The sequence below is a fragment of the Pseudomonas oplopanacis genome (genome assembly GCF_057128725.1).
In genome coordinates this window covers 1-25495 of the sequence record NZ_JBSKHV010000008.1, presented here as the reverse complement: position 1 = coordinate 25495, position 25495 = coordinate 1, and the positions used below count along the sequence as shown (strand labels likewise).

Sequence of the window (25495 nt, the reverse complement as noted above, 5' to 3'; positions counted from 1 at the left end):
CTAACCTTTGCATCACGTGCACACCGCTGCTGGGGTGGTTAGTGCAGCCGCAAAGGATGACCAAGCATGAATAAAAAAAGTCTCTGGCTAGGAGGACTTACGCTCGTCGTCTGTGGCACCGCTATAGCCGTCGCTCTAATGTGGCGGCCATCCTTCGCTCCCGTAAAACAACACGCTTTACAGGAATCCGAGCAGATCAAGCGCGGAGCGCTCGTTGTCGAGACTGGCGATTGTGCCGTCTGCCATACGCGGCCGGGAGGCGCGTATTTGGCCGGCGGGCTACCGCTGGTGACGCCTTTTGGCACGCTCTACAGCACCAACATTACACCCGACGATCGTACGGGCATCGGTGAGTGGTCTCTGGATGCGTTCGAACGGGCCATGCGTCACGGGATATCCCGCGACGGGCATTTTCTTTATCCGGCGTTTCCCTACGCACATTATCGCCGCATGAACGAAGGCGATCTGAAAGACGCTTACGCCTATTTGATGAGCGGGCAACCAGTAGATTCGCCCGCTATGTCAAACCAAATGAACTTCCCCATGAACATTCGGCCGCTGGTTTCGTTCTGGAATCTGCTGTTCCTTAACGGCGAACAGCAGCAATCGGAGGCCCAGCAAACTGCCCAATGGAATCGCGGGCGGTATCTGGTAGAAGGCGCAGGGCACTGCGCGGGCTGCCATTCGCCACTCAACCTTTTGGGCGCTGAAAAGTCCGGTCAATCACTTGCAGGGGGCATGGTCGATGGCTGGGAGGCCCCGTCCCTGATTGGCTTGGCCAATGCGCGTAAGTCCTGGAACAGCGAGCAACTGGTGGACTATCTGCGTGGTGATGTCGCTGCCAGCCACGGAGCGGCGGCAGGCCCAATGAGGCCGGTCAGTCTTAGCCTGGCGAAGGTACCTGTCAGCGATGTGGAAGCCATTGCCGAATACCTACTTAGCTTGGGTTCAAACATGCCAGTTGAACCACGGTCGCCTGCTCCAGGCATTACAACTGTCGATCCGACTGCGCAAAATGAAGGTGCTGAACTATTCCAGGCTTCCTGTGCAGGTTGCCATGGTTCAGGCGCCCCGATGCGTTTGATCGACAGCCGTCCTGATCTTGCGGATACCTCAGCAATGCGCTCCGCCTCTTCGCGCAATTTCATCAAAACGGTACTGGATGGCATAGCTCTACCGCCTGGAACCTCAGGCCCTGGCATGCCAGCCTTTGCCGCCACCTTAAACGCATCCCAACTCACTGTGCTGGCTACGTATCTGCGTGCTAGTGCTCAGCCGGATCATCCTTGGGCCGACCTCTCAGAAACTATCGAAGACTTACGTGAGGATGCGAAATGACCCACATGACCTTGAATGTCAATGGATCCCTCCATCATCTGGATATCGACGCCGATACACCTCTGCTTTATGCCTTGCGAAACCAGCTCGAACTCAATGGGGCAAAGTACGGGTGTGGGCTAGGCCAGTGCGGCGCCTGCACGGTGATCGTAGACGATAAGCCGATATTTTCATGCATAACACCTTGCTCAAGCGTGCAGGGAAAAGACGTCCGTACCGTAGAAGGTCTGGGCACTGCCGATCAACCCAGTGCACTGCAAAAGGCGTTTATTGAGAAGCAAGCCGCACAATGCGGTTACTGCATAGCCGGTATGTTGATGCGAGCTCAGGCACTGCTGGAGCGCAATCGAAACCCTGACAGGCAGACAATTATCACTCATATGGCGCCGAACCTCTGCCGTTGCGGCACACACCTGCGAATCATCGACGCCATCCGCGCCGTCGCCGCGTCTGGAGCAGATCATGAAGACTAACGCTAACGTCGATCTTGGGCGGCGCGCCTTCCTGCGCAACGGTTCCTTGCTGGTTGCGTTCTCGCTGCTGCCGGTTGTAGGCAATGTATTGGCTGATACTGAGGTGGATACGCTTGGCACCCAGGTTCTGGCTCCAGATCTACCCGGTAGTTTGCGCTCCAATCCCTACCTGGATGCCTGGATCCGCGTCGACGCGCAGGGAATAACCGTTTACACCGGCAAGGCCGAGCTGGGTACAGGGGTAAAAACCGCGTTGTTGCAGATCGCAGCCGAACGTTTGGAAGTCGCGCCCAATGCAATCCACATACTGACCGCTGACACCGCGTTGACACCCAATGAAGGGTATACCGCAGGTAGTCACACCATCGTTGACAGTGGAACAGCGTTATACAACGCCGCTGGCCAAGTGCGCCAACTGCTAGTGGAGTCTGCATCCAGGATTTGGGGCGTTGAGCCTGATCGGTTGGTGACGCGCGATGCGATAATTCATGACCCCAGCGGGCGGCGCATGCCCTACTTCGAAGCAGTCAGCGGAGTGGATTTGCATCGCTATGCGGAGCCAAAGACTTCGACAAAGCCCGCTGAAAAATTCAGTGTGATTGGGCATTCGCTGCCTCGCCTGGATATTCCGGCCAAGGTCAGTGGAGGTGCCGCGTTCGTACAAGACATGCGACTTCCAGGCATGCTCCATGCACGACTTATCCGACCGCCTAGACCAGGTTGCCGGCTGCAGTCGTTTGATGCCAGCGCCTTGCAGAACCTCCCGGGTGTTGTGCAGGTCGTTCGTGACGGCAACTTTCTAGCCGTCGTTGCAAAGGACGAATGGCAAGCAGTGAAGGCGATGCGCGCAGGGTATGAGCAGGCGAAATGGAGCGAAGGCGATGCGTTACCCGACATGCGCAACATCCATGCATTGCTCCCTCAACTGACATCGCGGCGTTACCCTATCAGTCACAACGGCAGCCCAGCTGCGGTAGCTGGATCGAGTTACCGGGCACGGGTGACCAAACAATATCTCATGCACGGCTCAATCGGCCCGTCCTGCGCAGTAGCTTGGCTCAAGGACGGTTTGCTTACTGTCTGGACTCATACTCAAGGCGTCTACCCACTTCGCGCGGGTATAGCGGAAATGCTGGGGTTAGCGCTGGATCGTGTTCGGTGCATCCATACCGAGGGGGCGGGTTGTTATGGCCATAATGGGGCAGATGATGCGGCGGCCGATGCTGCACTGATTGCCATGCGCATGCCTGGAAGTCCCGTGCGGGTTCAGTGGATGCGAGAGCAGGAAAACCTTTGGGAGCCTTACAGCTCCGCAATGATCACTGAGGTGCAGGCGAGCCTGGATCATAGTGGTCGACTTCAGGATTGGGCATACGATCTGTGGACGACCCCGCATAACGAACGCATTGTCAATGCGGGTCGATTGTTACCTGCACGTCTACTAGCTAAGCCATTCACCTCAGCCCCATCAGTTCCTATCGCGCAGCCGGAAGGGGACGGTGACCGTAACGCCGTACCTCTGTACACAGTGGCGTCGACCCGTATCGACATGAACTTTGTCACCCAGATGCCATTTCGCACGTCCGCCATGCGCTCCTTGGGTGCACACATCAACGTCTTCGCGATTGAAGCCTGTATTGATGAGTTGGCGACACGTGCCGGGGTGGACTCAGTCGCCTTTCGCCTCGCACATTTGGAAGATCCTCGTGCTCGAGCAGTGATAGAGCGAGTGCGGGACAGCTTTGGTTGGGCAGCAAGACCCAACGACCCAGGCGTAGGTGTCGGCTTCGCCTTCTCTCGGTACAAAAATATCATGGGGTACTGCGCTATCGCGGTGCAGGTACGCGTTCATCTTCAAACTGGCGACATAGCGGTTGATCGGGTGGTAACGGCAGTGGATGTCGGACAGATCGTCAGCCCCGACGGTCTACGTAATCAAATAGAGGGCGGGATAGTGCAGTCCACCAGTTGGACTTTATTCGAAGCCATCAAGTTTGATGCGGGTGGAATACGTAGTTATGACTGGAGCGGTTATCCGATTTTGCGGTTTTCGCAATTGCCAGCGAATGTCGAAGTACATTTGATAGATCAGCCAGGCCAGCCATTTCTGGGGGCTGCGGAGATTGTACAAGGCCCTATGGCTGCCGCCCTTGGAAATGCAGTAACCGACGCCACGGGACATCGGCCTTCGCAACTCCCTCTGACACGATCGTTTTAAGCTCAGCAATCGATCACCGAACCTGACCGCTCCGAGAGAGCGGCCAGTGTTTCCTGCGCCGCGAACAGTGTTGCAACTCACGCAATACGGCATAGCGAAGAACGCTGATTATCACATTGCCGTGGAGTCCTTAAAGTAGGTCGAAACGGAGGATCCACCCATGAGCAAATTCAAGACTGTCCCTCAGCTACCCGTGACTTCGCGCCGTGCAATGGTAATTGGTGGGTCATTGGGTGGGCTTTTCGCAGGTAATCTTTTGCGCCAGGCGGGCTGGAGTGTCGACATTTATGAGCGATCTTCCCACGACCTCGACAGCAGAGGCGGCGGCATAGTATTGCAGCCAGAGGTGGTCGATGCGTTTCGCCAACTAAATGTTCCATTGGCCAATCTAGAGATGGGCGTTCGATCGCAATACCGTACCGTGCTGCATCCGGACGGTCGTGTCCAAAGCAAAACCTACGCTCCGCAAGTTCAGACATCCTGGTCGCTGCTTTACACAACATTGCGTCAAGCTTTCGGCAATGAGCACTACCACCAGGGAAAAGTCCTGATTGGCGTTACTCAGCCCGAGGGCGGCTGTGTGGTGGCATCTTTTGATGATGGCGAGCGTGTTGAGGCTGGCTTGCTAGTCGCAGCTGACGGCGGTAACTCGCAAGTACGCCACGTGCTTTGGCCAGAATACGAGCCAAGCTACGCCGGATATATTGCATGGCGCGGCCTTCTACCGGAAAGCAGTTTGCCCGAACTATCTCACCAGATTCTGGCGAGTGACTTCAGTTTCGCAAACAACCACGGCTCACACATTCTGGGTTACCTGGTGCCGGGCGAAAGCAATGATATTCGACCTGGCCAACGCTATTACAACTGGGTTTGGTATCGGGTTCTCGAAGAGGATCTCATCGGCAATGTCATGACCGACGCAACCGGACACAGGCGTGAGTATTCGGTACCAGAGGGGCTCCTCGCACCTGCGTGGCGCGACCATATTTGGAGTGAGGCCGACAGACTGTTACCACCCTCCTTTCGGGATGTGGTGCGAGCCACCCAGCAGCCTTTTGTCCAAAGCATCCGTGATTTGGCGATGCCACATTTAGTTGATGGACGGGTGGTTTTACTCGGCGATGCCGCAGCTATTCCCAGGCCTCACACTGCGGCCAGCACGTCCAAGGCAGCCTACAACGCACTCGAACTCGCCCGGCACCTGAGCCAAACCCCAGAGGATACGGATCGCGCGTTAGCGAACTGGGAACCCGAACAGATTGCCTTGGGACAGCGTTTGCTCGTCCAGGGCAAAGCCATCGGCGACCACTTGATGTTTCACCGTTCGACAATTCACGCTGGCTGAGTCCAGCCCGCTCAAACCTGGAGAAAGATAATGCCTCAGTCACTTTTCCAACCAATTGCCGTTGGCCCGTTGCAGCTCAAGCATCGCATCGCAATGGCACCACTCACACGCTCTCGAGCGGGCCAGCCTGGCGACGTCCCTACCCAGATGAACGCCGAGTATTATCGTCAGCGCTCCAGCGCTGCTCTGATCATTACCGAAGCGACTCAGATCTCTCGCCAAGCGCAAGGCTATGCCTGGACGCCTGGCATCTATAGCCAAGAACAGATTGATGGCTGGCATGTTGTGGCCGATGAAGTACATAAGGCCGGCGGGCAAATTTTTATGCAGCTATGGCATGTCGGGCGCGTTTCGCACCCAAGCTTCCAACCTGATGGCGGGCTTCCAGTTGCGCCGACAACGATGCCGGTTCCTGGTAAAACATTTATTGTCGACGAACAAGGCAACGGCGTATGGGGAGAGATTCCAGAACCTCAAGCACTGACAATCGATGGCATCAGAGCAATCGTAGACGACTATCGTCGCGCTGCGCGTAATGCTATTGAGGCAGGAATGGATGGAGTTGAAATCCATGCAGGCAATGGTTATCTCCTTGACCAATTCATCAATAGCGCAAGTAACCAACGGGATGACGCTTACGGTGGAAGCATCGAAAATCGCAGTCGTCTTTTGCTCGAAGTCGTGGCAGCTGTAGCAGCAGAAGTCGGAGCAGATCGAACTGCTGTCCGCCTCACGCCCATGGGGCGCTTCATGGGAATGGGTGACGACACGCCTGAAGACACCTTTGGTTATCTGGTTAACCGGCTTAACGACTGGTCGCTGGCTTATCTTCACCTGGTTGAGCCGGCCATCGTTGGAACTGTACGAGATGAGCAATTTGATCCCCGCTGGGACGCCATTATTCAGCAATTGCGTACCGCATGGCACGGTGTGCTGATGCTCGCCGGTGGTTATGACCCAGTCACCGCCGCCAGGGCAGTATCGGAGGGCCGCGCAGATATCATCGCCTTCGGTCGTCCTTTCTTGGCTAACCCCGATCTGCCGCGACGTATCCGCGAGGATCTGCCGCTCAACCCAGCGGATCCTGCCAGTTTCTTTGGGGGCGATGCGCACGGATATATCGACTATCCCGCTCATCCGTAGGTTGCCAGCATGCCACAGGAAAACGCATACGCTGCTTGCCGGTCACCAAGGAAAAGTTGGTAAGGATCGAAGTGATGAATCAACTTGATCTACAAGTCGTTCAGAAAGCCCGCGCCTGGATTGTTCAAGGCCAACCAGTTTGGCTTTGCACCGTCCTCGCCACCTTTGGTTCGGCGCCGCGTGGGCCAGGGGCCATGTTGGTTTGCCTGGGTTCCGGCGAGCATCGGGGGTCATTGTCTGGCGGGTGCGTCGAGGATGATTTTATTGAGCGGGTCATCGGTGAATTTTTCAAGCCGGTGAGCCAGATCGTTCGCTATGGCGAGGGTGGTTTGGCACCCACTCTGGCCTTGCCATGTGGTGGCGTGCTGGATGTGCTTGTCGAGTACCTGGCGCCGACGGAAGAGACCGATAGGCATCTTGTTGCTGTTGAGGCTGCGATCGCGGGGGAGGGCTTGATCACACGCCGGGTTCTGCTGGGCACCGAGCACCGAAGTATCAACCCGGGCAGTATGTACTCAGCGAGAGTCGAAGTCGGTGCAGAACAGGTGGCAATTCGTATTGGCGCGGTACAGCGCTTGCTGCTGGCCGGGCTTTCGCCGGTGGCGGAGTTTTGCGCAAGCTTTGCCATTGCGCTGGGCTATGAGGTGATTCTGTGCGAGCCGCGAAAAGAAGTGATTAGCGGATTTACACTGTCGGGCGTTGAAGTGCATGAGTTGCTGCCGGCGGTCTACATTGCCAACGGCGGATGCCATGCATCAACAGCAGTGGTGGCTCTCACTCATGATCCACGCATGGACGACCTGACTCTACTTGAAGCGGTACGTACTCGGGCGTTCTACATTGGCGCCATGGGTTCGCAGCGCACAAGCAGCAAGCGTTTTGAACGCCTGGCGAGGATTGGCGGGATTGATGAAGCGACCCTTCAAAGGATCCATGCGCCCATCGGCCTGCTCTTAGGCAGCAAGACACCGGCAGAAATTGCCCTGGCGGTGATGGCCGATATCCTCCGGGTGTCCAACGGCGTACAGCGTCACGCGTTGTAAAAATACGTTTGCCACCCTTACGTGAGTGATGTGAAGACGTGTACCCATATTGTCAGGTCACTCAGGCGTCATGAGTACTGCAAGCGACATGTTGATGAGTTCTTCGTTCTTGCTGGTTGTTTCCAGCACGCCTCGCACGTTCCTTCCAACGTCAGCTGAGCCGTGCTGCTCGACCCACAAAGTCAGCTCCATGATCGCGGTTTCGAGAGCGAGTTGGTTCTAATTGGTCTTGAAGAGTAGGGTAGGGAGTAGGTCTGTATTCGACATCGTTATTCCTCCGTGCAAGAGGACTGCGTAGTAAAAGTCCAAAACAGTCCGACAGGGTTACTGCGCTTCAGAGTCTTGGCTGACCAAGTAATCGCGGTCTGAGTACAAACAAAGGGCTCTTCGAAGGCCCTTTTTATTTGCAGTTTATCGACGCAAGCGACCAAATCCTCAACCGGCGTTTTCGGCTATCTGCTACACCTCCATTCGTGCGCTTCTCGCAAACCTTCAACAGAGGCAAGGATGATGAATTCAAGTTGGGCAGATCAGGTGGCGCTTGTTAGTGGAGCGGGCAGTGAGGTTGGAATCGGTATGGCTATTGCCCATCGTCTTGGGGCTCAAGGGGCCAAGCTGATCGTCACGGCAAGCAGCGCACGCATCTACGAGCGAGTTGCGGAGTTACGCGCCGCCGGCTTCGAAGCAGAGGGTCGACCGGTAGACTTAACTCAGGAAACTCAGGTTAGAGAGTTCGTCGCTTGGGCGGAGGCCGTTTGGGGCCACATCGATATTCTTGTAAATAATGCCGGTATGGCGATGCAAGGGAGTCCAGAACCGTTCGCCGAGTTCACGAATACGAGCCTCGAAACCTGGAATTTTTCCATCGCTAGAAATCTGACAACTGCGTTCCTATTAACTCAAGGGGTGTTGCCTGGGATGCGGACTAGAGGATATGGCCGCATAGTGAACATCAGCTCAACCACAGGCACACGAGCCAGTAATCCAGGAGAGGCTGCTTATAGTGCAGCAAAAGCCGGAATGGTCGGCATGAACATGAGTCTCGCCCTTGAGGTTGCTCAATTTGGTATCACGGTGAATTCAGTCGCGCCCGGTTGGATTGCAACAGGATCGAGCACTCCTGATGAAATCCGAGCAGCATGCTCTACACCTCTTGGAAGAGCGGGCCGGCCAGCAGAAGTGGCCGCAGCTGTCGCATTCCTAGCTTCTCCTGAAGCGAGTTACATCACAGGGGAATTGCTTGTAGTGGACGGTGGCAATTCTCTGATTGAGAACAAGGGTCATTAAGACTTTTTCAATCCCTTCTGCGACCGTTGAGTCCTGGCTGACCACGTGATTTTGGTTTGAATACAAAAGGGCCCTTAGAGGGCCCATTTTTTTGTTAAACAAACTAGCGCCGCTGGTAACGCTCCGAGCCGCAGCAGAGTTGTTTCTCACTGCGTTACCATTGCTTCCGGGGCGGAATAGTTGAAGTTACCCAATCCGCCCCCAAGATCATCAACCCAAAATCTGGTTTGTGCTGACGCCGTCTACCAAACGTAAAATGCCGAGCGGATTGGCGTTTTTCAACGCTTCCGGCAGCAGACTGTCTGGATAGTTCTGGAAGCAAACCGGGCGAAGGAAACGGTTAATCGCGAGCGTTCCCACAGACGAACCTCGGGCGTCCGAGGTGGCCGGGTAAGGGCCGCCATGAACCATCGCGTCGCATACCTCGACACCGGTTGGGTATCCGTTGAGCAACAGACGACCGGCCTTCAGTTCCAGCAAAGGTATCAACTCGGCGAACGCTTCAAGGTCTTCAGGTTCGGCAATCAAGGTCGCGGTCAGTTGTCCCTGTAAACCTTGCAATGCCTGATTGAGTTGCTGCGAATCATTGACCACAACAACGACGATAACCGGGCCAAACACCTCGTGCTGAAGCAGTTCTTCACCGTTGATCAGGAGCTCGGCGTCAGCTTCGAACAGCTGTGGATGAGCCTGACCACCCTCTTGAGGATGCCCAGCGCGATGGTAGATCTGCGGATGATCATGCAGACGAATCAAGCCATCGGAGTAATGGCACAACCCGCCAGCGTTGAGCATCGTCTGCGTAGGATGAGCGTTGATCTGTTGGGCCAAATCCTCGAGGAACGTCTGGTACTCGGGAGAGCGTATTCCGATCACCATGCCCGGTTTGGTGCAGAACTGTCCTGCCCCTTGAACCACCGAGGCGCTAAGCTCAGCCGCAATTTTAGCACCGCGAAATTTCAGCGCTTCAGGCAGCACCAGCACCGGATTGACGCTCGACATCTCTGCGAACACCGGAATCGGCTCTGGTCGTGCTGCCGCCATGTCACATAACGCTCGTCCACCTTTGAGCGAGCCAGTGAAACCGACGGCTTTAATGGCGGGGTGTTGCACCAGCCAAGCGCCGACGGTACCGCCGTAAATCATGTTGAAGACGCCGTTTGGCATATCGGTTTTTTCGGCAGCGCGAATGATCGCCAGAGCAACCCATTCGGCCGTAGCCATGTGGCCAGGGTGCGCTTTGAACACAACCGGGCAGCCCGCCGCGAGCGCAGCAGCGGTATCGCCACCGGCGGTGGAGAAGGCCAGAGGGAAATTACTTGCGCCGAACACCGCTACGGGGCCGATGCCGATGTGGTACTGGCGCAGGTCGGGGCGGGGTAGGGGCTGGCGCTCAGGCAGGGCACGGTCAATGCGTGCGCCATAGAAATCACCGCGTCGCAACACCTTAGCGAACAGTCTCATTTGGCCGCTGGTACGGGCGCGCTCACCTTGAATACGTACAGCCGGTAATGCTGTTTCGCGGCAGACCGTTGCGATGAACGTATCACCTAGGGCGTCAAGTTCATCGGCGATGGCTTCGAGAAACGCGGCGCGCCGAGTTGCAGGCATGGTGCGGTAAGACGGGTAAGCAGTTGCTGCTGCCTGGGCGGCAGCGTCCACTTCCTCGTGGGTGGCTTCGATAAAGAAGCCCGGCAGTTCCTGGCCCGTGGTGGCGTCGAAACTTTGCAGGCGCGTGTGTCCCATGGCGCTGCGTCCGCCATTGATAAAGTTGTGTCCAGTGTCAGCGTTCATAAGAATTTCCGTAGTGGCTAGCGTGGCTTGATCGCGGCGGCAATCAAGCCACGGCCGTGCAAGTTGTCGAGCAGGGCGCGATATCCCATCTGCCAGGCCGGAGCTCGATCGCTTGTCGTCACCCGGTTTACCAGCGTGCCGAACTTGGGGCTGCTGATGGCGACAATGTCACCCACTTTGTGGGTAAAGCCTCCACCCGGTAGATCGCGATCTTGCTTGGGGGCAAACAGGGTGCCGAGAAACAGCACGAAGCCGTCCGGGTATTGATGGTTCTCATTGAGCGTTTGCGCCACCAGATCCAGCGGATCGCGGCTGATCTGATTCATGGAACTGCTACCATCCATAATGAAACCATCCTCGCCTTCGACCCGAAGTGCGACTTCCGCCGAGCGCACGTCCTCGATGCCGAAGGTCTCATCGAACAGCCGGATAAATGGCCCTAGCGCGGTCGATGCGTTGTTGTCTTTGGCCTTGGACAGAAGCAGGGCACTCCGCCCTTCGAAGTCACGAAGGTTGACATCATTACCCAGCGTAGCGCCCTGAATCTTGCCCCGACTGGAGACGGCCAAGACCACTTCAGGCTCTGGATTGTTCCAGCTGGACTTGGGGTGAATGCCGATGTCCGAACCATAGCCCACCGCTGACAGTGGCTGAGCTTTAGTGAAGATCTCGGCGTCCGGGCCAATGCCCACTTCGAGATACTGCGACCACATGCCTTGGCTGATCAGCACCTCTTTGAGCGCGGCGGCTTGGGCTGAGCCCGGAACAATGTCTCCGAGGTCAGTGCCGATACTTTTCACCAGGGTTGCGCGAATACTGTCGGCCTTGGCGGGGTCGCCTTTTGCCTGCTCTTCAACCACGCGTTCAAGCATGCTGGTGGCGAAAGTTACTCCGGCGGCCTTGACCGCTTGCAGGTCGATCGGCGCCAGCAACCACGGCTGCGTTGCGTCGCGTAAGGTCGCATCACTATTAAGCAGCAGGTCATCCAGACTGATTAACGGCTGCTCCAATGGCAAGCCGCGCAGGTACTCCACGGGATCGTCGAGTTCAAGCAGGGCCGAAACAGTCGCCACCCGGGCGCTGATGTCATAGACCTGGCCGTCCTTGAGCAGGATAACGGCAGGCCCTGCGGTGGCGCCAGGAATCCAGATACGACTGATCCAGGTACCTTGACCGAGGTCGTTAGCCAGCACATTCAAACCCGACAATGTCGTTACAGCGGATGTTTGGGACATGGACAATACCCTTTGCAAAAAGACTGAATCAGTGGGAATGACGTGGATCGCCGCTGCGCGCGATGACACGCAGGTGCAAGGTTGCCGGCTCCAGGCAACCACCGGTCGAAAGTTGGCCAACCTGCTGCCGGTAGATTTCCTGCCACGGCGTTTGCGAGGCCGGGAAGGAGGGCTTGAACTCCGCCTGGCGACGTGCGATTTCGCTGTCATCCACCAGCAGGTCGACACGACGGGCATTGAGGTCGACGCGCAAACGATCGTTGGTCTTCAGCAAGCCGATCCCGCCGCCCACGGCGGCTTCAGGGGACATGTTAAGAATCGACGGACTGGCCGACGTCCCGCTTTGGCGCCCATCGCCCAGGCATGGAAGGGAATCGATGCCGCGTTTGATCAGTGCTGCGGGTGGAGCCATGTTGACGACTTCGGCGCTGCCCGGATAACCCACGGTGCCGCAGCCTCGGATCACCAGAATGCAACGCTCGTCGATGTCCAGGGCGGGGTCGTTGATTCGGGCCTGGTAGTCCTCCGGGCCGTCGAAAACGATGGCTCTGGCTTCGAAACTGTTTTCTGCGCCGGGTTCGGACAGGTAGGTCTTGCGGAAGGCTTCGCCCACCACCGACATCTTCATGATGGCGCTATCGAAGAAATTCCCGCTCAGCACGATGAACCCCGCGCGTTGAATCAACGGATCTTCGTAGGCGTGGATCACATCGGAATCGCTCGCCGCCGCAGTGCTTACGATCTCGCCAATGGTTTTGCCCGAGACCGTGCCGCAATTTTCATGCAGTCGTCCGGCTTTCTGTAGTTCGTGCATAACTGCCGGTACACCGCCCGCACGGTGAAAACCTTCACCGAGATATTTGCCAGCTGGCATGCAGTTGACCAGCAGCGGAACGTCTTCACCGATGCGCTGCCAGTCTTCCAAACTTAAATCGATTCCGGTGTGTCTCGCGATAGCGATGAGATGTGGCGGGCAATTGGTGGAGGCGCCTAGAGCCGACGCAACGGCAATGGCATTCTCAAAGGCTTCGCGAGTCATGATTTGGGATGGACGAATATCCTGGCGAACCATGTCGACGATGCGTTTGCCAGTGGCATAGGCCATCTGGCCGCGTTCACGATAGGCTGCCGGAATGCTCGCGCAGCCGGGCAGGGACATGCCTAGCGCTTCGGCAAGAGCGTTCATCGACAACGCGGTGCCCATGGTATTGCAGTGACCAATCGAAGGGGAGGCAGCCGTGGTCATCTCCATGAAGCCTTCGTAATCGATCTCACCGCTGGCGAGCAAGTTACGCGCATGCCACAGCACCGTGCCAGAACCGATCAACTTGCCCTTGTGGTGTCCATCGAGCATCGGGCCGCCGGACAGCACAATCGCCGGCATATCAACCGTCGCCGCTGCCATGAGGCAGGCGGGGGTGGTCTTGTCGCAACCGGTGGTCAGCACCACACCATCCAGCGGGTACCCATGAAGGATTTCGACCAGCCCCAGGTAAGCCAGGTTGCGATCCAGCGCGGCAGTGGGACGCCGGGTTTGCTCGGCCATCGGGTGTACCGGGAACTCCATGGGAATGCCCCCTGCATCTCGAATACCTGCTTTGGTGCGTTGCGAGAGTTCGAGGTGATGGCGGTTGCACGGGGCGAGGTCACTACCGGTTTGGGCGATTCCGATAATAGGGCGGCCGGATTGCAACTCCTCTCGCGTCATGCCGTAGTTCATGAAACGTTCGACATAGAGCGCGGTCATGTCCGCATGACTTGGATCGTCAAACCATTGTTGACTTCGCAGGGGCAGAGGAGTGGTTCCGGTCATGGGGTTTAACTCTTGTTAGAAGGTATCAATGGAAGGTTAAACGGGGCGACTGAGGCCACAAAGCAGCAATGGCCAAGTACCTGCCGACGTTCGACTGATCTGATGTTACCGGTAACAATTTTTTTGTAAAGGCCTAGGATCATTGTTCGAATGGGCGTAGATAATCCATGCAAGGAGCTTCGGTACGCCTATTTGCGCGCATGTATAATCAGCAACAATCAGCGTTAACGGCGGCGTTTTTTACCTACCGCCCGGTCTTTTTTCAGGAAAACAGGACGTCCATGAGTCACGAGGATTTAGGCAAAATCACCACTCCGCCGCGAATGGCCGACGTTGCCAAGCTGGCAGGCGTGTCGAAGATGACGGTTTCCCGGGTCTTGGCCGGTCGCGATGTTTCAGAACGCACTCAAAAGCTGGTACACGAGGCCATTGAAAGCCTCGGCTACCTGCCTGATGCCTCTGCCGGAACCCTGTCCAGCGGCCGCTCGGAATTTATCGTGGCCCTGGTGCCTTCCCTGGTTAGCTCAAACTTTGCCGATACCGTGCGCGGCCTGAACGACGCCGTCAGCGGACAAGGCCTGTGCCTGCTGTTGGGTGACACGGATTACCACTTGGAACAGGAGGCTTTGCTGGTACGCACACTGCTGCGCCATCGCCCGGTCGGGGTGATGTTGACCGGCAGTGCGCACCTTGAGGAAACCCGCAAACTGCTGCGCCAGGCGCAGGTACCCGTCGTCGAGACTTGGGACATTCCAGCCGATCCCATTGAGCAATCGGTCGGTTTCTGCAACGCATCAGCCGCTGCTGCGCTGTACGAGCATCTGTACGAGAAAGGCTATCGACGAATCGGCTACATCGGTGGCGCATCGGTTCTTGACCACCGTGGGCAGCAACGTCAGCAAGGTTACCTTCAGGCCGTTGCCGCGTTGGGGGCAGGGGAGCCGCGCGTGCTGGAATACGGTGAGTCGCCGATCACGATGAGTCATGGCGGCGAGTCGGTGAAGCGCCTGCTGGAAAAGTGGCCGGATACGGACGCGGTGATGTGCGTGAGTGACTTGTCGGCGTTCGGTGCGATTATGGAGTGCCATCGGCAAGGTCGACGTGTCCCCGGGGACATTGCTATCGCCGGATTTGGTGATTTCGAAGTCTCGCGGTATTGCACTCCTACCATCACGACCGTTTCGGTTGATCCCTATGGCATTGGCTGGCGCGCGGGCCAATTGCTGGTAGCCAGTGCTGCTGCTCAACGCCTAGGCCTGCCTCGTCCTCGCGAATGTGACGTCGTCGAATTCAAAATACTGGCGCGTGAAAGCACCTAAAACTTTTTAGCCGGGCGTGCTTGCGTTGCCCCGAAACTAATTGCTAAATTAAAAATGTTACCGGTAACAGACCAGCTTGCAGATACCTTTTCTCCGAACGGATTGCTCTAGGTCAGTCCAAGGAAACCAAGGTCGCAAGCCAAAACAAAAACAATCGGCATGACAAACATGCCTTGAGGTCAACACATGGAATCAGTATCTCAGCGTCCTCTCGAAGGAGAGGGCTCGGCGGAGCTTACCTCCGAGGATCGTACCTACCGTAAGGTCGTTCTGCGTATTCTGCCGATCCTGCTGTTTTGCTACATGGCGGCGTACCTGGATCGGGTCAATATCGGTTTTGCCAAGCTCGACATGCTCAACGATCTGCAATTCAGCAACACTGTCTACGCACTCGGCGCGAGTATTTTCTTCTGGGGTTATTTCCTCTTCGAAGTACCTAGCAACCTGTTCCTACACCGCTTTGGCGCGCGTCTTTGGATTGCTCGCATCATGATCACCTGGAGCATCGTCTCCATGGCCGTAGCGTTTACCGTGCCACTGGCCAAGTTCTTCCATATCGAATCGGAAACCATGTTCTACCTGTTGCGCTTCCTGCTGGGGATATGCGAAGCCGGTTTCTTCCCAGGCGTGATTCTCTACCTCAATTATTGGTTTCCGACCCACCGCCAGAGCCGGGTCATGGCGGGCTTTTTGATGGCAATGCCGATCAGCCTCACCTTGGGCGGGATTCTTTCCGGGTGGTTGATGGGGGCTATGCAAGGTGTCCACGGAATGGCCGGCTGGCAATGGATGCTGATCATCGAGGGCATCCCGTCGCTGGTCATGGCCGTGGTGGTGGTGACCTTGCTGGTCGATAAAATCGACAACGCAAAATGGCTGACAGCTGCAGAAAAAAACATGCTCAAAAACAACCTCGACCGTGATAACACGGCAAAGGCGTCCAGCATCCGAGATGTGATCTTCAATGGTCGCGTGTGGTTATTGGTGCTGATCCTTCTGACGTTCAACACCGGGTTTTACGGACTGGCGTTCTGGATGCCGACGATCATCAAAGCGACGGGTATCTCCAATACCCTGCACATCGGTTTGCTGACGGCGATTCCTTATGCCACCGCCATTGTGGCGATGACACTTAACGCCTGGCACTCCAATAAAACCGGTGAGCGCCGATTCCACGCGGCTATTCCAGCGTTCATCGGCGGAATCGGGTTGATCTGCAGCGCTGTCTTTGCCCATAACCTGCCGGTGTCCATTTTCTTCCTCAGCGTCTCCGCCTCTGGCCTGCTGAGCCTGATGCCGATTTTCTGGACATTGCCTGGCACAGTGTTATCCGGTGTGGCAGCAGCCGCGGGCATTGGCATGATCAACGCAATCGGCAACCTCTCGGGGTTCACCGGCTCCATGATTACCGCCACCGCAGAAACACTGACGGGCGATATGAACAACGGTACCTATGTCCTCGGTGGTTGCTTGCTCGTTAGCTGCGTGCTGATTCTGCTGATCCCGAAGACGATGCTCTCCACAGACAAGGCATGACCCGTTTATTAATAGCCTGAGTGCGCACCATCACGCCGGCGAGCTTGGCTCGCCGGTAGATCGGCATAAGATCCGGAAGGACGGGAAATCCTCGTGACGTTCTCAAATCAATGCGCCATTGCGAGAGCAGGATCAACAACTGAAGAGGGGGGGCGCGATTTTTCACATAGCGACCGAGCTTAACCCTGCCTGATCAATGCGCATGATCAAACCGTCGCCAGTTTTCACGGCGATTTTGACGTTCTTGATCGATAAGTCAGAGCAGTCTTGAGCGGGGAGCGCTGAAAGCCAGTGCACGCCCATAGTAAGTCCAAAATTGGCAACCTCGCTCGCTTCAAAATCGGCAGCTGGCTTCCCATCGATTGAGAAACGGATCGTGCATCTGGCGTTATCGGATTGATCACGCACCACGACCAAGTGGACATCGGATTTTTTTGTGAAGCCGTAGAGCCTTGACGATGGAACCAAGTCAGCTTGATTCAGAGAGTATTTAGACGACTCCACGCAGCCTGCCATTGCAGCAACGGCCACAAGGAAAATGAAATATCTCATCTCGTTCCCCAATGTTTTTTTGTTCATCAGAGTCAGACCGTGGAAGTGTTAAAGACCTAACGTGAACGATCTCAGTCTCTTTTCAAGCACCTCCTCAAAATGCGCTAAAAGCAAGTCGCAGCGTTCCTGTGTGAGGCCTGTCCAGCATGAAATACCCAGTATGAAACCCTCAGCTTTCGCTCCATTTTTCACAGCGAGAATCATCGATCCAGCATGCTCAATATCATGGATGATTCTATCTGCTCGACGTCTAATGGCTTCAGGCAGATCGTCTGTTTGGTCGTTCATGACGTACTTCTCGTCCAATCCGATAATGCATTTCGCGGGCAGAAGGAGCTCCACCGCCTTGTGAGATAACGGACTGAATGGTTAGCCCAAGGTTCGATATTTTATGGGGTATGTGATCTTTTCTTAGGCCGTTCCAAACCGTCGGCAGACACGATGTCGCCTCATCAAGTATCTCCACGACATACACAATCCTGGTGCATATTCAGATCAGATGGCCTCTGAGCTTGCTGAATCACCAGATGGCGCCGAGTCAGATCATCTCGTGAGGTCTCCCCGGTGAAAGCACTCTTCTGAATTCCTCATCTCTTATATGAATCTTTAAGGCTGAAGCGGCAGCCCCAATGCTCGTCAGGCGAAGGTTAATAAAAACCGAACACTGGTGAAGTCGTCAAAACCAGCGGCGGCAATCACGAAACACTGAAGGAATGGAAGGCCTTGCATGGCTCCGCGACCGTTGGATCCTGGCTGACCAAGTGATTTTGGTTTGAGTACAAAAGGGGCTCTGCAGGGCCCATTTTATTGACCGGGATTTATTCGGAGCTGATCTTTATTTGATCACATACTTAGATCGCGAGGTATGAAACGACGAGCATTTGAATCGCTAGACCATATAGCTTGAACACAGCCTGTTATTCCATAAATGCAGTACAAATCATTTTTATAGTGCGTTTTAATCTATTCAGATTTTCTGAATTGATTGGAGCACTTGTCTTTGAAAACTACGGCGCTTTTACCTTTTGGCTTTGCGTTACTGGCTACATGCTCGACGGCTTTCGCGGGCGCCACGCTGGATCGCGTAACCAGCAGCGGGGAGCTGACCGGCGTCCTGATGGAAAGCTATCCGCCATTCTCCTTTCTCAATGAACAGAACCAGCTGGACGGTTTTGACGTGGATGTCGCCAAGGCTGTTGCGCAACGGCTAGGGGTGAAGCTGAAGCTGCAAACACCGTCCTGGGATGTCATCGCAGCCGGACACTGGAACGGACGATATGACATCTGCGTCTGCTCGATGACCCCGAGCAAGGCACGGGCCGAAGTATTCGACTTCCCTGTGGAGTATTACCAGTCACCGGCCGTGATCGTGGTGAATGCCAAAGATAAGGACATTGTCTCGGGCAAGGATCTGTCAGGTAAAAAAGTCGGTGTGATCAGTGCGTCGACTTATGAAGCCTATTTGAACAAGGATCTGGTGATTGAGGGGGCCGAGGACAAGCCGTTGAGCTATCCATTCGAAAGCGTACAAGTCGCGCCATACGACAACGAAACGGTGGCCTTCCAGGATCTGGCCTTGGGCACGGGCGTGCGCCTGGATGCAATGGTCACCAACCTCATCACTGCTCGCGAGCGCATCGTCCAGGATCCTCGCTTTAAAATTGCTGGCGACCCACTGTATGCAGAGCCGAACGTGGTAGCGATTGAAAAGGGCGATCCGCAATGGAATGCGAAAGTCACTGAGGTCGTCACCCAGCTCAAGGCCGACGGCACATTAAGCAAGATCTCACAGAAGTGGATCGGTGCCGATATCAGCCAATGACAGCCCTCAATCCACACCCGGCCAAGGCAGCTGTCGCCTCCGAAACCGAGACGCCTCGTTTCAGCCAGCTACTTGGTTTTCGCACTCGCTTGTATTTGACCTGGGCAGCGCTGTTCGGCTTGTGCGTCATGTTTTTCATGAGCTTCGACCTGAAGTTCTCGATCATTGTGCAGAAATTGCCCAACTTGGTCGGACTGCATTTGGGGCCTGACGGTTTTTTGCAAGGCGCCGCGCTGACACTGTTTTTGTGCTTCTGCTCGATCTGGCTTTCGTTGCTCCTTGGCTTCGTGACGGCGCTGGCTCGCCTGTCTCGCAGTGCAGTGGCTTTCGGTATTGCCAGTTTCTATGCGTCTTTTTTTCGCGGTACTCCGCTGCTGATCCAGATCCTGCTGATCTACCTGGGGTTGCCGCAGTTGGGTGTTGTTCCAGGCGCCATTAGCGCCGGGATCATTGCGCTCTCGCTCAATTATGGTGCCTACCTCAGCGAGATTTTCCGTGCCGGCATCATGGCTGTGGCACCTGGACAGCGCGAAGCGGCGATGGCCTTGGGGCTGAGACCGACGGCAATGTTCCTGCACATCGTCCTGCCGCAAGCCATGCGCACGATTATTCCCCCGGCAACCAGTCAGTTCATTTCAATGCTCAAGGACTCATCGTTGATATCTGTGATGGGCGTCTGGGAGGTGATGTTTCTGGCGCAGTCGTACGGCCGCTCGTCCTACCGCTACATCGAAATGCTCACCACCGCAGCCGTGATCTATTGGCTCCTGTCCATTGGACTGGAGTTGATACAGAACCGTCTTGAACGCCACTACGGCAAAGGTTTCAAGAATCAGCGGTGACCCGCCAAATTCAATGATTTGTACAGGTACCAAGATGTCCGATCCAAAACCCCTGTTGTTTGCGCTGTATGAACAAGCGAGCGTTGGCTGTGGCGGCGCGCCAAGTCTCTGGACGCACCCAGCTGATGAGCGACTGTCGATCAACTCGCTGGGCTATTGGTCGAACCTGGCACGCATCGCCGATCAGGCTAATCTCGATATGTTGTTTTTTGGTGATGTGCTGGGCTTCTACGATGTGTTTGGCGGAAATGCCGACGCGGCCATGAAGTGGGCGGTGGAAGCACCTGCCAACGATCCGTTGATGATCATCCCGGCATTGGCCGCCGTGACGGAAAACCTGGCCTTCGGTGTCACTGTTACCACCAGTTATGAGCATCCTTTCACCCATGCCCGGCGCTTCAGCACGCTGGATCACCTGACCAAGGGCCGGGTCGGGTGGAACATCGTCACCTCCTACCTGAACAGTGCCGCTCGCAACTTCGGCCTTGAGCAGATGATCAAGCACGATGATCGTTATGAACGCGCCGAGGAGTTTCTCGATGTCGTTTACAAACTTTGGGAAGGCAGTTGGGCAAACGATGCTGTAGTTGCCGACAAGTCTCGCCAGGTCTATGCCAAGGGCGATCGCGTGCGACCGATCAATCATGTTGGCGAACATTACAGGGTGGCCGGGCCGCATTTGACGTCGCCGTCACCGCAACGCACACCCTTGCTGATCCAGGCCGGCTGGTCAGGCCGTGGTCGTGAGTTTGCGGCGAAGCACGCCGAACTGATTTTCATCGCCAAGTCCAACCCCCTGGAGATTCGCCAAGGATTGGAAGATATATGGACGCAGGCCAGGGCACGGGGTCGTCACGCTGAGGATGTTAAATCACTGACAGTACTTCGGATCGTCACAGCTAAGACCGAGATCGAAGCCCAACGGAAATATGATGAACTGCAAAGCAACTATCACTTGCAGGCGCAACTGGTGAGTTATGCCGGCGATACCGGTATCGACATCAGCCGCTACGCGGACGGCGACGCGTTGTCGACTCACACCGAAGGCATGACCTCCTATGTGATGCGCCCCGATGGCAGTGGCAAGCCTTTGACCGCCGGCGATGTCAAACAGCGCTTTGCCAACGTCACCAGGGGCAGTGACCTGATTCTGGTGGGGACACCGCAACAAGTGGCCGATCGGATTGAGGAGCACGCCCGTATTTCCGGCACCAGCGGCTATATGCTCAACCCGCTGATTAGCCCAGGCAGCCTCGAAGACTTCGTTGAGTTGGTCATTCCTGAATTACAAAAACGTGGCTTATATCGTACCCAGCCTCAGAGCGGTACGTTCCGTTCGCGGCTACGGGCCGATGGCGCTAACCATTTGCCGGATTCCGCTTATGGAGCCTCGTTCCGTTTTGATAAAAATTTGTAGGGTAAAGGTGCCTGTCTCGTTGAGTTGGCGCAAGAGGAGGCGGCTCAACTCGCCATGCGTATATGGTCGGCGCGAGTTGGCCCCGGCGTGTACGAATAGCTGCCTGTCATGAAGGGCAGCTCTCGATAGCAGTCACTTGGCCGCCATGAGCACCGCGAGCGTCATATTGATGAATTCTTCATTCTTGCTGATGGTGTCCAAAGCACCGCGCACATTCCCAGCGACTTCTGCTGAGCCGCGTTGCTCAACCCACAGCGTGAGTTCCATGATGGCGGCCTCTAAGGCGAGCTGGTTTTCATTGATCTTGAACAGTAGGAAGGCAGCAGGTCTGAGTTTGGCATCGTGATTCCTCCGAGAAAGCATTCAGCGTAGTAGGAAGAAAGCTGGGGATCGGATAGTGATATAGAAATTATCCCAGCAGATATTTGTAAGAAGTTACGTGCGAACGAGATTCAGCTTTCTGGATAATGGCAATATGCCCTAGAATCGACGTTAGATACTGCGTGCTGTAGTGGAGCACGAGTACACTGCGACGCTTCGCAAGCGCAGCCTTATTAGGCTGGATGAAGCACCCCGCATACGCTGCGCATGGGATATCAGGATGATGTTGACTAAGCGGCGCAGATCTTTATTGGGTTTCATCATCTTGGCTATCGGCTTGGTTGGTTTTTCGGCCTTGTTACTTCTTAAGTCCGAAACTCAACGCCGAGAAACGCGCTTCTCGGAGTACGTTCAGAACATTTCTGGCATCGTGCGAAATCAGCTTGATACCAACGAAGCGGTACTATCGGGTTTCTCTGCATTTCTTCAAGCCGTCGATCAAAGCGACACGGAAGCAGCAGCCCGTTACGCGTCAGCCGTTTTATCGGCGTACCCCCACATCTACATGCTTGAGGCGGCGAGGGCGGTTCCCATCGTAGAGCAGGCTGCATTTGAGACTTTGATGCGCCGAACCTGGCGGCCTAATTTTGAACTCAAAGACTTCCCAAGCCTCACACAGCAACCTGCCCAGCATCAGGCCTATCTCAGTGAGACGTGGCCCGTGTTGTTCATGTATCCACCGCTTCCCGAATCCAGTTCGATCTATGGCGTTAGGTTAGAGACCGTTGGGCATCTGTCTTACGCACTGGCCCGCACCCACAATAATCCGAAGCCAGTCGTAACACCTGTCTTCTCTATGTACGAAGGTGGCAGCGCTTACATTCTCATGCAGTCCGTGAGTCGGCCCGAAAATCCTAGGGAGAATAATCGACCCAATTTTTTCGGAAGCACCATGGTGTCTTTGCTTTTGATAAAGACCGGCTCGCTACTTGATGCAGTGAATGATGCGAACATAGATCCCTTGGTTCATATCAGCGCAGTCATGAAAGCCGGTGCAGGGTCTGAAAGTAACGTGTTCTCTACGGAGGCCGACAATGCCGGATTTCTTGATCGGCTATTATTGCCGCGCTTGACTGATCGGGTCGAAATCAGAAGTACTTCGCAACCGATGACATTGCTGTTTGAGCGTCAGTTGCGTTTAGGAGACGTTCTGACTGCGCAAGCAATGTTCATCCTTGCGGTTCTCGCAGCGGCTCTCATTCTTATCCCTGGTGTGCTTATTCGGCACTTTAAGGCGATAGAAAGAGCTGAGGTGGAGCACCAACGATCTGCCTATCTTGCGACCCATGACGTACTCACCGAGCTGCCAAACCGCTATCTATTTGCTGAGCGTTTTGAGCACGCCTTCTCCGATTGGAAAGAGAAGGCGGAACAGTTTGCGGTGCTTTTAATCGACTTGGATCATTTCAAACAGATAAATGACAGACACGGCCATGAGGTTGGTGATCAGGTTCTTCGAGCGGTTGCTAGTCGCATGCTTAAGGCCACTCGCTCGACTGATACCGTCGCACGATACGGAGGAGATGAATTCGTGATTCTGATTAAGGATTTAGCCAACCCAGAAAATGCCGAAGCCAGAGCGGCGAGGGTGCTCGAATCCATTTCAGGGATAGTGGCGACCAGTGCGGGGGAGCTTTCACTATCATGCAGTATCGGTGTATCAATTTGCCCGTTGCATGGACAGAGTCTCGACGCATTGCTAAAGGCAGCGGATCAAGCTATGTACGGTGTCAAACAGCTAGGGCGCAAAGGAGTTGCGATCACTGAATATCCTGAACCTTAGATTTATATGATCACCTGGTTGTTCGATAACCCTGCAAGATTGCCCCAGTTGAACCCCTGATTGCATTCGGCAGGAATTGTTGTATGGGTAAAAAATCTATGCCAGAGGCTGACATCGTAGGAGATTGTTCCAAGAGCCTCAATGACTTACGCAACCGCTGAGAGCGTACTTACACTTGCATCGCACGTTATTTTTTCTGAGGTTTTCTAAGGCTTTTTAGCAATCAATTGCTGATATTCACCTGTGTGCTTTAACGCCTCTAGTGCCCTATTGAAGCGTTCCAGTGCCGGCTGCAAATTCATAGCTTTGCTAAAAGCCAAATATAGAGGGTCGCGTATCAGCGGTTTGGGTAGCAGCACAAATTGGCTTCGATTGGCTTCTAGCCTAGGGTCAGAGGCCAGTATTAATTCAAGCCCGGCAATGCCATTGCCAATAATCGCCACATCTATACGGCTGGCCAGTAGCTTTAGCAGCCTCGATTGCTCACCGTGATCACGTTCCACATTCAGCTCGCCGTTACTGATGGCCTGATCAACGTCTTCACCGTAGCTGGCACCGGACAGACCGCCGAGCTTCTTGTCCTGCAAGTCTTTGATCGTACTGAAGTGAAACTCGTGGCCTTTCAAAACCACCAAACTGATGTCGTCGTCGTAAATCGGTTGTGAGAAATCGTAAAACGTTTCGCGCGACTTGTTTCGCGAAATATTAGTAATACCACCGACGCTATTTTGGGCATTTTTCAACGCTCGCTTCCATGGCAGTAAGCGCAGCTCATAGGTATCGCCGGTATCTTTTTCCAGTCTGGCGAAGATCGCCGGGAGGATTCCAGCGGGCTGATCGTGTTCCAGGTAAATAATCGGCGGGTAGCTATTGTCGCCATAGATCACCAAATTCTCGGCGCTAGCGCGCAGCGTCATGCAAAAAAGTATGCACACGCAAACCGAAGCAGAGAAGTAGCCTTCTGTCGTCATAAGAATCTCTTCTGGGAATTACTGAAGACTATCAGGCAACTGAAAATGTGTTCGAAACGTTCCCATTCGATTATTTCCTGCCCTCGTGACCGATGATTCGCTGTTGGCTTCAGTGTAATGGGCGCGCGCCCGGAGAGTACCTCTTCGACCGGTGTGATGCCGGGGCCGCCTTTCTTGTCTGCGCACCTCCAGACTTTCTTCGCGATAATAGCCTTGGACGATGGCGGCGTTGTAGCCAGCGAATTAGAACGGATGCTTCCAGCGTAGCTGCACGTCAATCACTTGTACGGCGCTATCTGTTGGCGGACGGGGGAATACCCATGCAGGCGGGCAGCTTTTGGCTAATTTTTGCCGGCCAGAAGGGCTGTTATCCGACCCAGTGCTGCCGGTGGCGACAGGCATCATCGACCCATAGCGGGCAACTGAACGAAGACCTCGCCGTCAGCTAATCTATTTCAACAATAACGACGCTGAAAGCGAGGCAAGGGAATGAAAATGGGATTTAGGGATGATCTAATCTGTTCAATGGTTTTGATCACTCTCGTCCTCGTTTACGCATCCAGTGGTGGCAACACGCTTTACTTAGGCTTCTGGTATCTCATTGGAGTGCCAGTGGTAATGTTGCTTCCAGGCTTGATTCTACGTTCTCGGGCCCTGTTTCTAACTGGAACAACAGCCGCAGCGGTTGTCACTCTTCTGGTCTACATGGCGATCGTATCCAGCTCGGGTCGTGATGGCGGTCTCGTTGGGTTGGGTCATTTATTTTCTGTCCCGGGGATGGTCGTCGGCACAAGTGCTTCGGCTTGGTTGTTGAGGTTCCGTGTAAATACGAGCTTGCCATGGATTGTCGCGGGCTTTGCGTTTCTGGGTGCCGGCTTCGGTTTCATGATTGCCCAAGTTATCGTTTGTACCACCGCTATGTACTGCGGCGCACTATCGATGGGTGTTTGGAATTAACTGAACGAGCGTCCGCATCTGGGCGATTTCGGCCTGTCGCGACTGACCGAAATCGACCCAAATACGGACGACTCTGCCTATTTTTTAAAGCTACAGCCATAGCCGTCGACACTTACATGCTTGCCACTTTAGATTTGGCTACTCGCCCTTGGCTCCAGGCATCAGATAAGATCAATTGCAGAACGCTATCATTCAGGCGTAATCCGCTTCTATCCATTTAGCTCAG

The 25495-nt window shown here is 55.1% G+C and carries 20 protein-coding genes and 3 pseudogenes; 15 read left to right on the top strand and 8 right to left on the bottom strand.

Annotation, left to right across the window (positions count from 1 at the left end; translation table 11 throughout):
• Window positions 1–66 precede the first annotated feature (66 nt).
• The 6 genes from ACWKV5_RS16920 to ACWKV5_RS16895 all read left to right on the top strand — a co-directional run bounded on the left by ACWKV5_RS16920 (window position 67) and on the right by ACWKV5_RS16895 (window position 7560).
• The gene (locus tag ACWKV5_RS16920) at window positions 67–1338 is read left to right on the top strand and encodes a c-type cytochrome (protein ID WP_483842200.1); all 1272 of its coding nucleotides are present in this window, start codon (window positions 67–69) and stop codon (window positions 1336–1338) included.
• Window positions 1335–1811, top strand: a complete 477-nt coding sequence (locus ACWKV5_RS16915) for a (2Fe-2S)-binding protein (RefSeq protein ID WP_483842199.1) — start codon at window positions 1335–1337, stop codon at window positions 1809–1811. Before ACWKV5_RS16920 ends, ACWKV5_RS16915 begins: the two co-directional genes overlap by 4 nt.
• Window positions 1801–4029 carry a xanthine dehydrogenase family protein molybdopterin-binding subunit gene (locus tag ACWKV5_RS16910; RefSeq protein ID WP_483842198.1) on the top strand — a complete coding sequence of 743 codons (2229 nt, stop codon included), beginning with the start codon at window positions 1801–1803 and terminating at the stop codon, window positions 4027–4029. The genes ACWKV5_RS16915 and ACWKV5_RS16910 overlap by 11 nt, the downstream gene beginning before the upstream one ends.
• A 160-nt stretch (window positions 4030–4189) precedes the next feature.
• Window positions 4190–5374, top strand: coding sequence for an FAD binding domain-containing protein (locus tag ACWKV5_RS16905; protein ID WP_483842197.1), 1185 nt, complete (start codon window positions 4190–4192; stop codon window positions 5372–5374).
• Between the two features lie 30 nt (window positions 5375–5404).
• Window positions 5405–6517, top strand: a complete 1113-nt coding sequence (locus tag ACWKV5_RS16900; protein WP_483842196.1) for an alkene reductase — start codon at window positions 5405–5407, stop codon at window positions 6515–6517.
• Window positions 6518–6591: 74 nt separating this feature from the next.
• A complete protein-coding gene (locus ACWKV5_RS16895; RefSeq protein ID WP_483842195.1) occupies window positions 6592–7560 on the top strand; it encodes an XdhC family protein in 969 nt (322 codons plus the stop codon).
• Between the two features lie 57 nt (window positions 7561–7617).
• On the opposite strand, the pseudogene ACWKV5_RS16890 reads toward ACWKV5_RS16895, so the two are convergent.
• A pseudogene (locus ACWKV5_RS16890) lies at window positions 7618–7827 on the bottom strand (hypothetical protein).
• Between the two features lie 243 nt (window positions 7828–8070).
• Between ACWKV5_RS16890 and ACWKV5_RS16885 the strand changes: the two are divergent.
• Complete coding sequence (locus ACWKV5_RS16885) at window positions 8071–8847, top strand: SDR family NAD(P)-dependent oxidoreductase (protein ID WP_483842434.1); 777 nt, start codon at window positions 8071–8073, stop codon at window positions 8845–8847.
• A gap of 210 nt (window positions 8848–9057) precedes the next feature.
• On the opposite strand, the gene ACWKV5_RS16880 is transcribed toward ACWKV5_RS16885, so the two are convergent.
• From ACWKV5_RS16880 to ACWKV5_RS16870, 3 genes are read right to left on the bottom strand one after another with little or no spacing between them, the layout of a single operon-like run.
• The gene (locus ACWKV5_RS16880) at window positions 9058–10641 is read right to left on the bottom strand and encodes an aldehyde dehydrogenase (NADP(+)) (protein ID WP_483842194.1); all 1584 of its coding nucleotides are present in this window, start codon (window positions 10639–10641) and stop codon (window positions 9058–9060) included.
• Between the two features lie 17 nt (window positions 10642–10658).
• On the bottom strand, window positions 10659–11876 hold the full coding sequence (locus tag ACWKV5_RS16875) for a fumarylacetoacetate hydrolase family protein (RefSeq protein ID WP_483842193.1): 1218 nt from the start codon (window positions 11874–11876) through the stop codon (window positions 10659–10661).
• A gap of 28 nt (window positions 11877–11904) precedes the next feature.
• Window positions 11905–13689 (bottom strand): IlvD/Edd family dehydratase, encoded by a 1785-nt coding sequence (locus tag ACWKV5_RS16870; protein ID WP_483842192.1) that lies wholly within the window; start codon window positions 13687–13689, stop codon window positions 11905–11907.
• A gap of 167 nt (window positions 13690–13856) precedes the next feature.
• On the opposite strand from ACWKV5_RS16870, the gene ACWKV5_RS16865 reads away from it, so the two are divergent.
• The gene (locus ACWKV5_RS16865; protein ID WP_483842191.1) at window positions 13857–15008 is read left to right on the top strand and encodes a LacI family DNA-binding transcriptional regulator; all 1152 of its coding nucleotides are present in this window, start codon (window positions 13857–13859) and stop codon (window positions 15006–15008) included.
• Between the two features lie 186 nt (window positions 15009–15194).
• Window positions 15195–16544, top strand: a complete 1350-nt coding sequence (locus ACWKV5_RS16860; RefSeq protein ID WP_483842190.1) for an MFS transporter — start codon at window positions 15195–15197, stop codon at window positions 16542–16544.
• Window positions 16545–16706: 162 nt separating this feature from the next.
• Here the strand turns inward: ACWKV5_RS16860 and ACWKV5_RS16855 are convergent, their stop codons facing one another.
• Complete coding sequence (locus ACWKV5_RS16855) at window positions 16707–17123, bottom strand: hypothetical protein (RefSeq protein WP_483842189.1); 417 nt, start codon at window positions 17121–17123, stop codon at window positions 16707–16709.
• Window positions 17124–17144: 21 nt separating this feature from the next.
• On the bottom strand, window positions 17145–17384 hold the full coding sequence (locus tag ACWKV5_RS16850; protein WP_483842188.1) for a hypothetical protein: 240 nt from the start codon (window positions 17382–17384) through the stop codon (window positions 17145–17147).
• 414 nt (window positions 17385–17798) lie between these two features.
• On the opposite strand from ACWKV5_RS16850, the pseudogene ACWKV5_RS16845 reads away from it, so the two are divergent.
• The 4 genes and pseudogenes from ACWKV5_RS16845 to ACWKV5_RS16830 form a co-directional block, all read left to right on the top strand.
• A pseudogene (locus ACWKV5_RS16845) lies at window positions 17799–17861 on the top strand (transcriptional regulator); the annotation flags it as partial.
• A gap of 352 nt (window positions 17862–18213) precedes the next feature.
• A complete protein-coding gene (locus ACWKV5_RS16840) occupies window positions 18214–18918 on the top strand; it encodes an ABC transporter substrate-binding protein (RefSeq protein WP_483842433.1) in 705 nt (234 codons plus the stop codon).
• Window positions 18915–19760 (top strand): amino acid ABC transporter permease, encoded by an 846-nt coding sequence (locus tag ACWKV5_RS16835; RefSeq protein ID WP_483842187.1) that lies wholly within the window; start codon window positions 18915–18917, stop codon window positions 19758–19760. The genes ACWKV5_RS16840 and ACWKV5_RS16835 overlap by 4 nt, the downstream gene beginning before the upstream one ends.
• 34 nt (window positions 19761–19794) lie before the next feature.
• Window positions 19795–21177 (top strand): LLM class flavin-dependent oxidoreductase, encoded by a 1383-nt coding sequence (locus ACWKV5_RS16830; protein WP_483842186.1) that lies wholly within the window; start codon window positions 19795–19797, stop codon window positions 21175–21177.
• Between the two features lie 132 nt (window positions 21178–21309).
• Here ACWKV5_RS16830 and ACWKV5_RS16825 read toward each other — a convergent pair.
• A pseudogene (locus tag ACWKV5_RS16825) lies at window positions 21310–21518 on the bottom strand (hypothetical protein).
• A gap of 263 nt (window positions 21519–21781) precedes the next feature.
• Here ACWKV5_RS16825 and ACWKV5_RS16820 point away from each other — a divergent pair.
• A complete protein-coding gene (locus ACWKV5_RS16820) occupies window positions 21782–23341 on the top strand; it encodes a sensor domain-containing diguanylate cyclase (protein WP_483842432.1) in 1560 nt (519 codons plus the stop codon).
• 206 nt (window positions 23342–23547) lie between these two features.
• On the opposite strand, the gene ACWKV5_RS16815 is transcribed toward ACWKV5_RS16820, so the two are convergent.
• A complete protein-coding gene (locus ACWKV5_RS16815; RefSeq protein WP_483842185.1) occupies window positions 23548–24312 on the bottom strand; it encodes a substrate-binding periplasmic protein in 765 nt (254 codons plus the stop codon).
• A 489-nt stretch (window positions 24313–24801) separates the two neighbouring features.
• Here ACWKV5_RS16815 and ACWKV5_RS16810 point away from each other — a divergent pair, with 489 nt between their 5' ends.
• Window positions 24802–25269, top strand: coding sequence for a hypothetical protein (locus ACWKV5_RS16810; protein ID WP_483842184.1), 468 nt, complete (start codon window positions 24802–24804; stop codon window positions 25267–25269).
• The last annotated feature ends 226 nt before the right edge of the window (window positions 25270–25495 follow it).

Bases quoted from the DNA above. Each gene is read 5' to 3' on its own strand.
- ACWKV5_RS16860 (WP_483842190.1), top strand. From the start codon at position 15,195: ATGGAATCAGTATCTCAGCGTCCTCTCGAAGGAGAGGGCTCGGCGGAG.
- ACWKV5_RS16920 (WP_483842200.1), top strand. From the start codon at position 67: ATGAATAAAAAAAGTCTCTGGCTAGGAGGACTTACGCTCGTCGTCTGT.
- ACWKV5_RS16875 (WP_483842193.1), bottom strand. From the start codon at position 11,876: ATGTCCCAAACATCCGCTGTAACGACATTGTCGGGTTTGAATGTGCTG.
- ACWKV5_RS16905 (WP_483842197.1), top strand. From the start codon at position 4,190: ATGAGCAAATTCAAGACTGTCCCTCAGCTACCCGTGACTTCGCGCCGT.
- ACWKV5_RS16850 (WP_483842188.1), bottom strand. From the start codon at position 17,384: ATGAACGACCAAACAGACGATCTGCCTGAAGCCATTAGACGTCGAGCA.
- ACWKV5_RS16865 (WP_483842191.1), top strand. From the start codon at position 13,857: ATGCAAGGAGCTTCGGTACGCCTATTTGCGCGCATGTATAATCAGCAA.
- ACWKV5_RS16900 (WP_483842196.1), top strand. From the start codon at position 5,405: ATGCCTCAGTCACTTTTCCAACCAATTGCCGTTGGCCCGTTGCAGCTC.
- ACWKV5_RS16855 (WP_483842189.1), bottom strand. From the start codon at position 17,123: ATGAACAAAAAAACATTGGGGAACGAGATGAGATATTTCATTTTCCTT.
- ACWKV5_RS16820 (WP_483842432.1), top strand. From the start codon at position 21,782: ATGTTGACTAAGCGGCGCAGATCTTTATTGGGTTTCATCATCTTGGCT.
- ACWKV5_RS16835 (WP_483842187.1), top strand. From the start codon at position 18,915: ATGACAGCCCTCAATCCACACCCGGCCAAGGCAGCTGTCGCCTCCGAA.
- ACWKV5_RS16870 (WP_483842192.1), bottom strand. From the start codon at position 13,689: ATGACCGGAACCACTCCTCTGCCCCTGCGAAGTCAACAATGGTTTGAC.
- ACWKV5_RS16885 (WP_483842434.1), top strand. From the start codon at position 8,071: ATGAATTCAAGTTGGGCAGATCAGGTGGCGCTTGTTAGTGGAGCGGGC.
- ACWKV5_RS16910 (WP_483842198.1), top strand. From the start codon at position 1,801: ATGAAGACTAACGCTAACGTCGATCTTGGGCGGCGCGCCTTCCTGCGC.
- ACWKV5_RS16915 (WP_483842199.1), top strand. From the start codon at position 1,335: ATGACCCACATGACCTTGAATGTCAATGGATCCCTCCATCATCTGGAT.
- ACWKV5_RS16880 (WP_483842194.1), bottom strand. From the start codon at position 10,641: ATGAACGCTGACACTGGACACAACTTTATCAATGGCGGACGCAGCGCC.
- ACWKV5_RS16810 (WP_483842184.1), top strand. From the start codon at position 24,802: ATGAAAATGGGATTTAGGGATGATCTAATCTGTTCAATGGTTTTGATC.
- ACWKV5_RS16815 (WP_483842185.1), bottom strand. From the start codon at position 24,312: ATGACGACAGAAGGCTACTTCTCTGCTTCGGTTTGCGTGTGCATACTT.
- ACWKV5_RS16830 (WP_483842186.1), top strand. From the start codon at position 19,795: ATGTCCGATCCAAAACCCCTGTTGTTTGCGCTGTATGAACAAGCGAGC.
- ACWKV5_RS16840 (WP_483842433.1), top strand. From the start codon at position 18,214: ATGGAAAGCTATCCGCCATTCTCCTTTCTCAATGAACAGAACCAGCTG.
- ACWKV5_RS16895 (WP_483842195.1), top strand. From the start codon at position 6,592: ATGAATCAACTTGATCTACAAGTCGTTCAGAAAGCCCGCGCCTGGATT.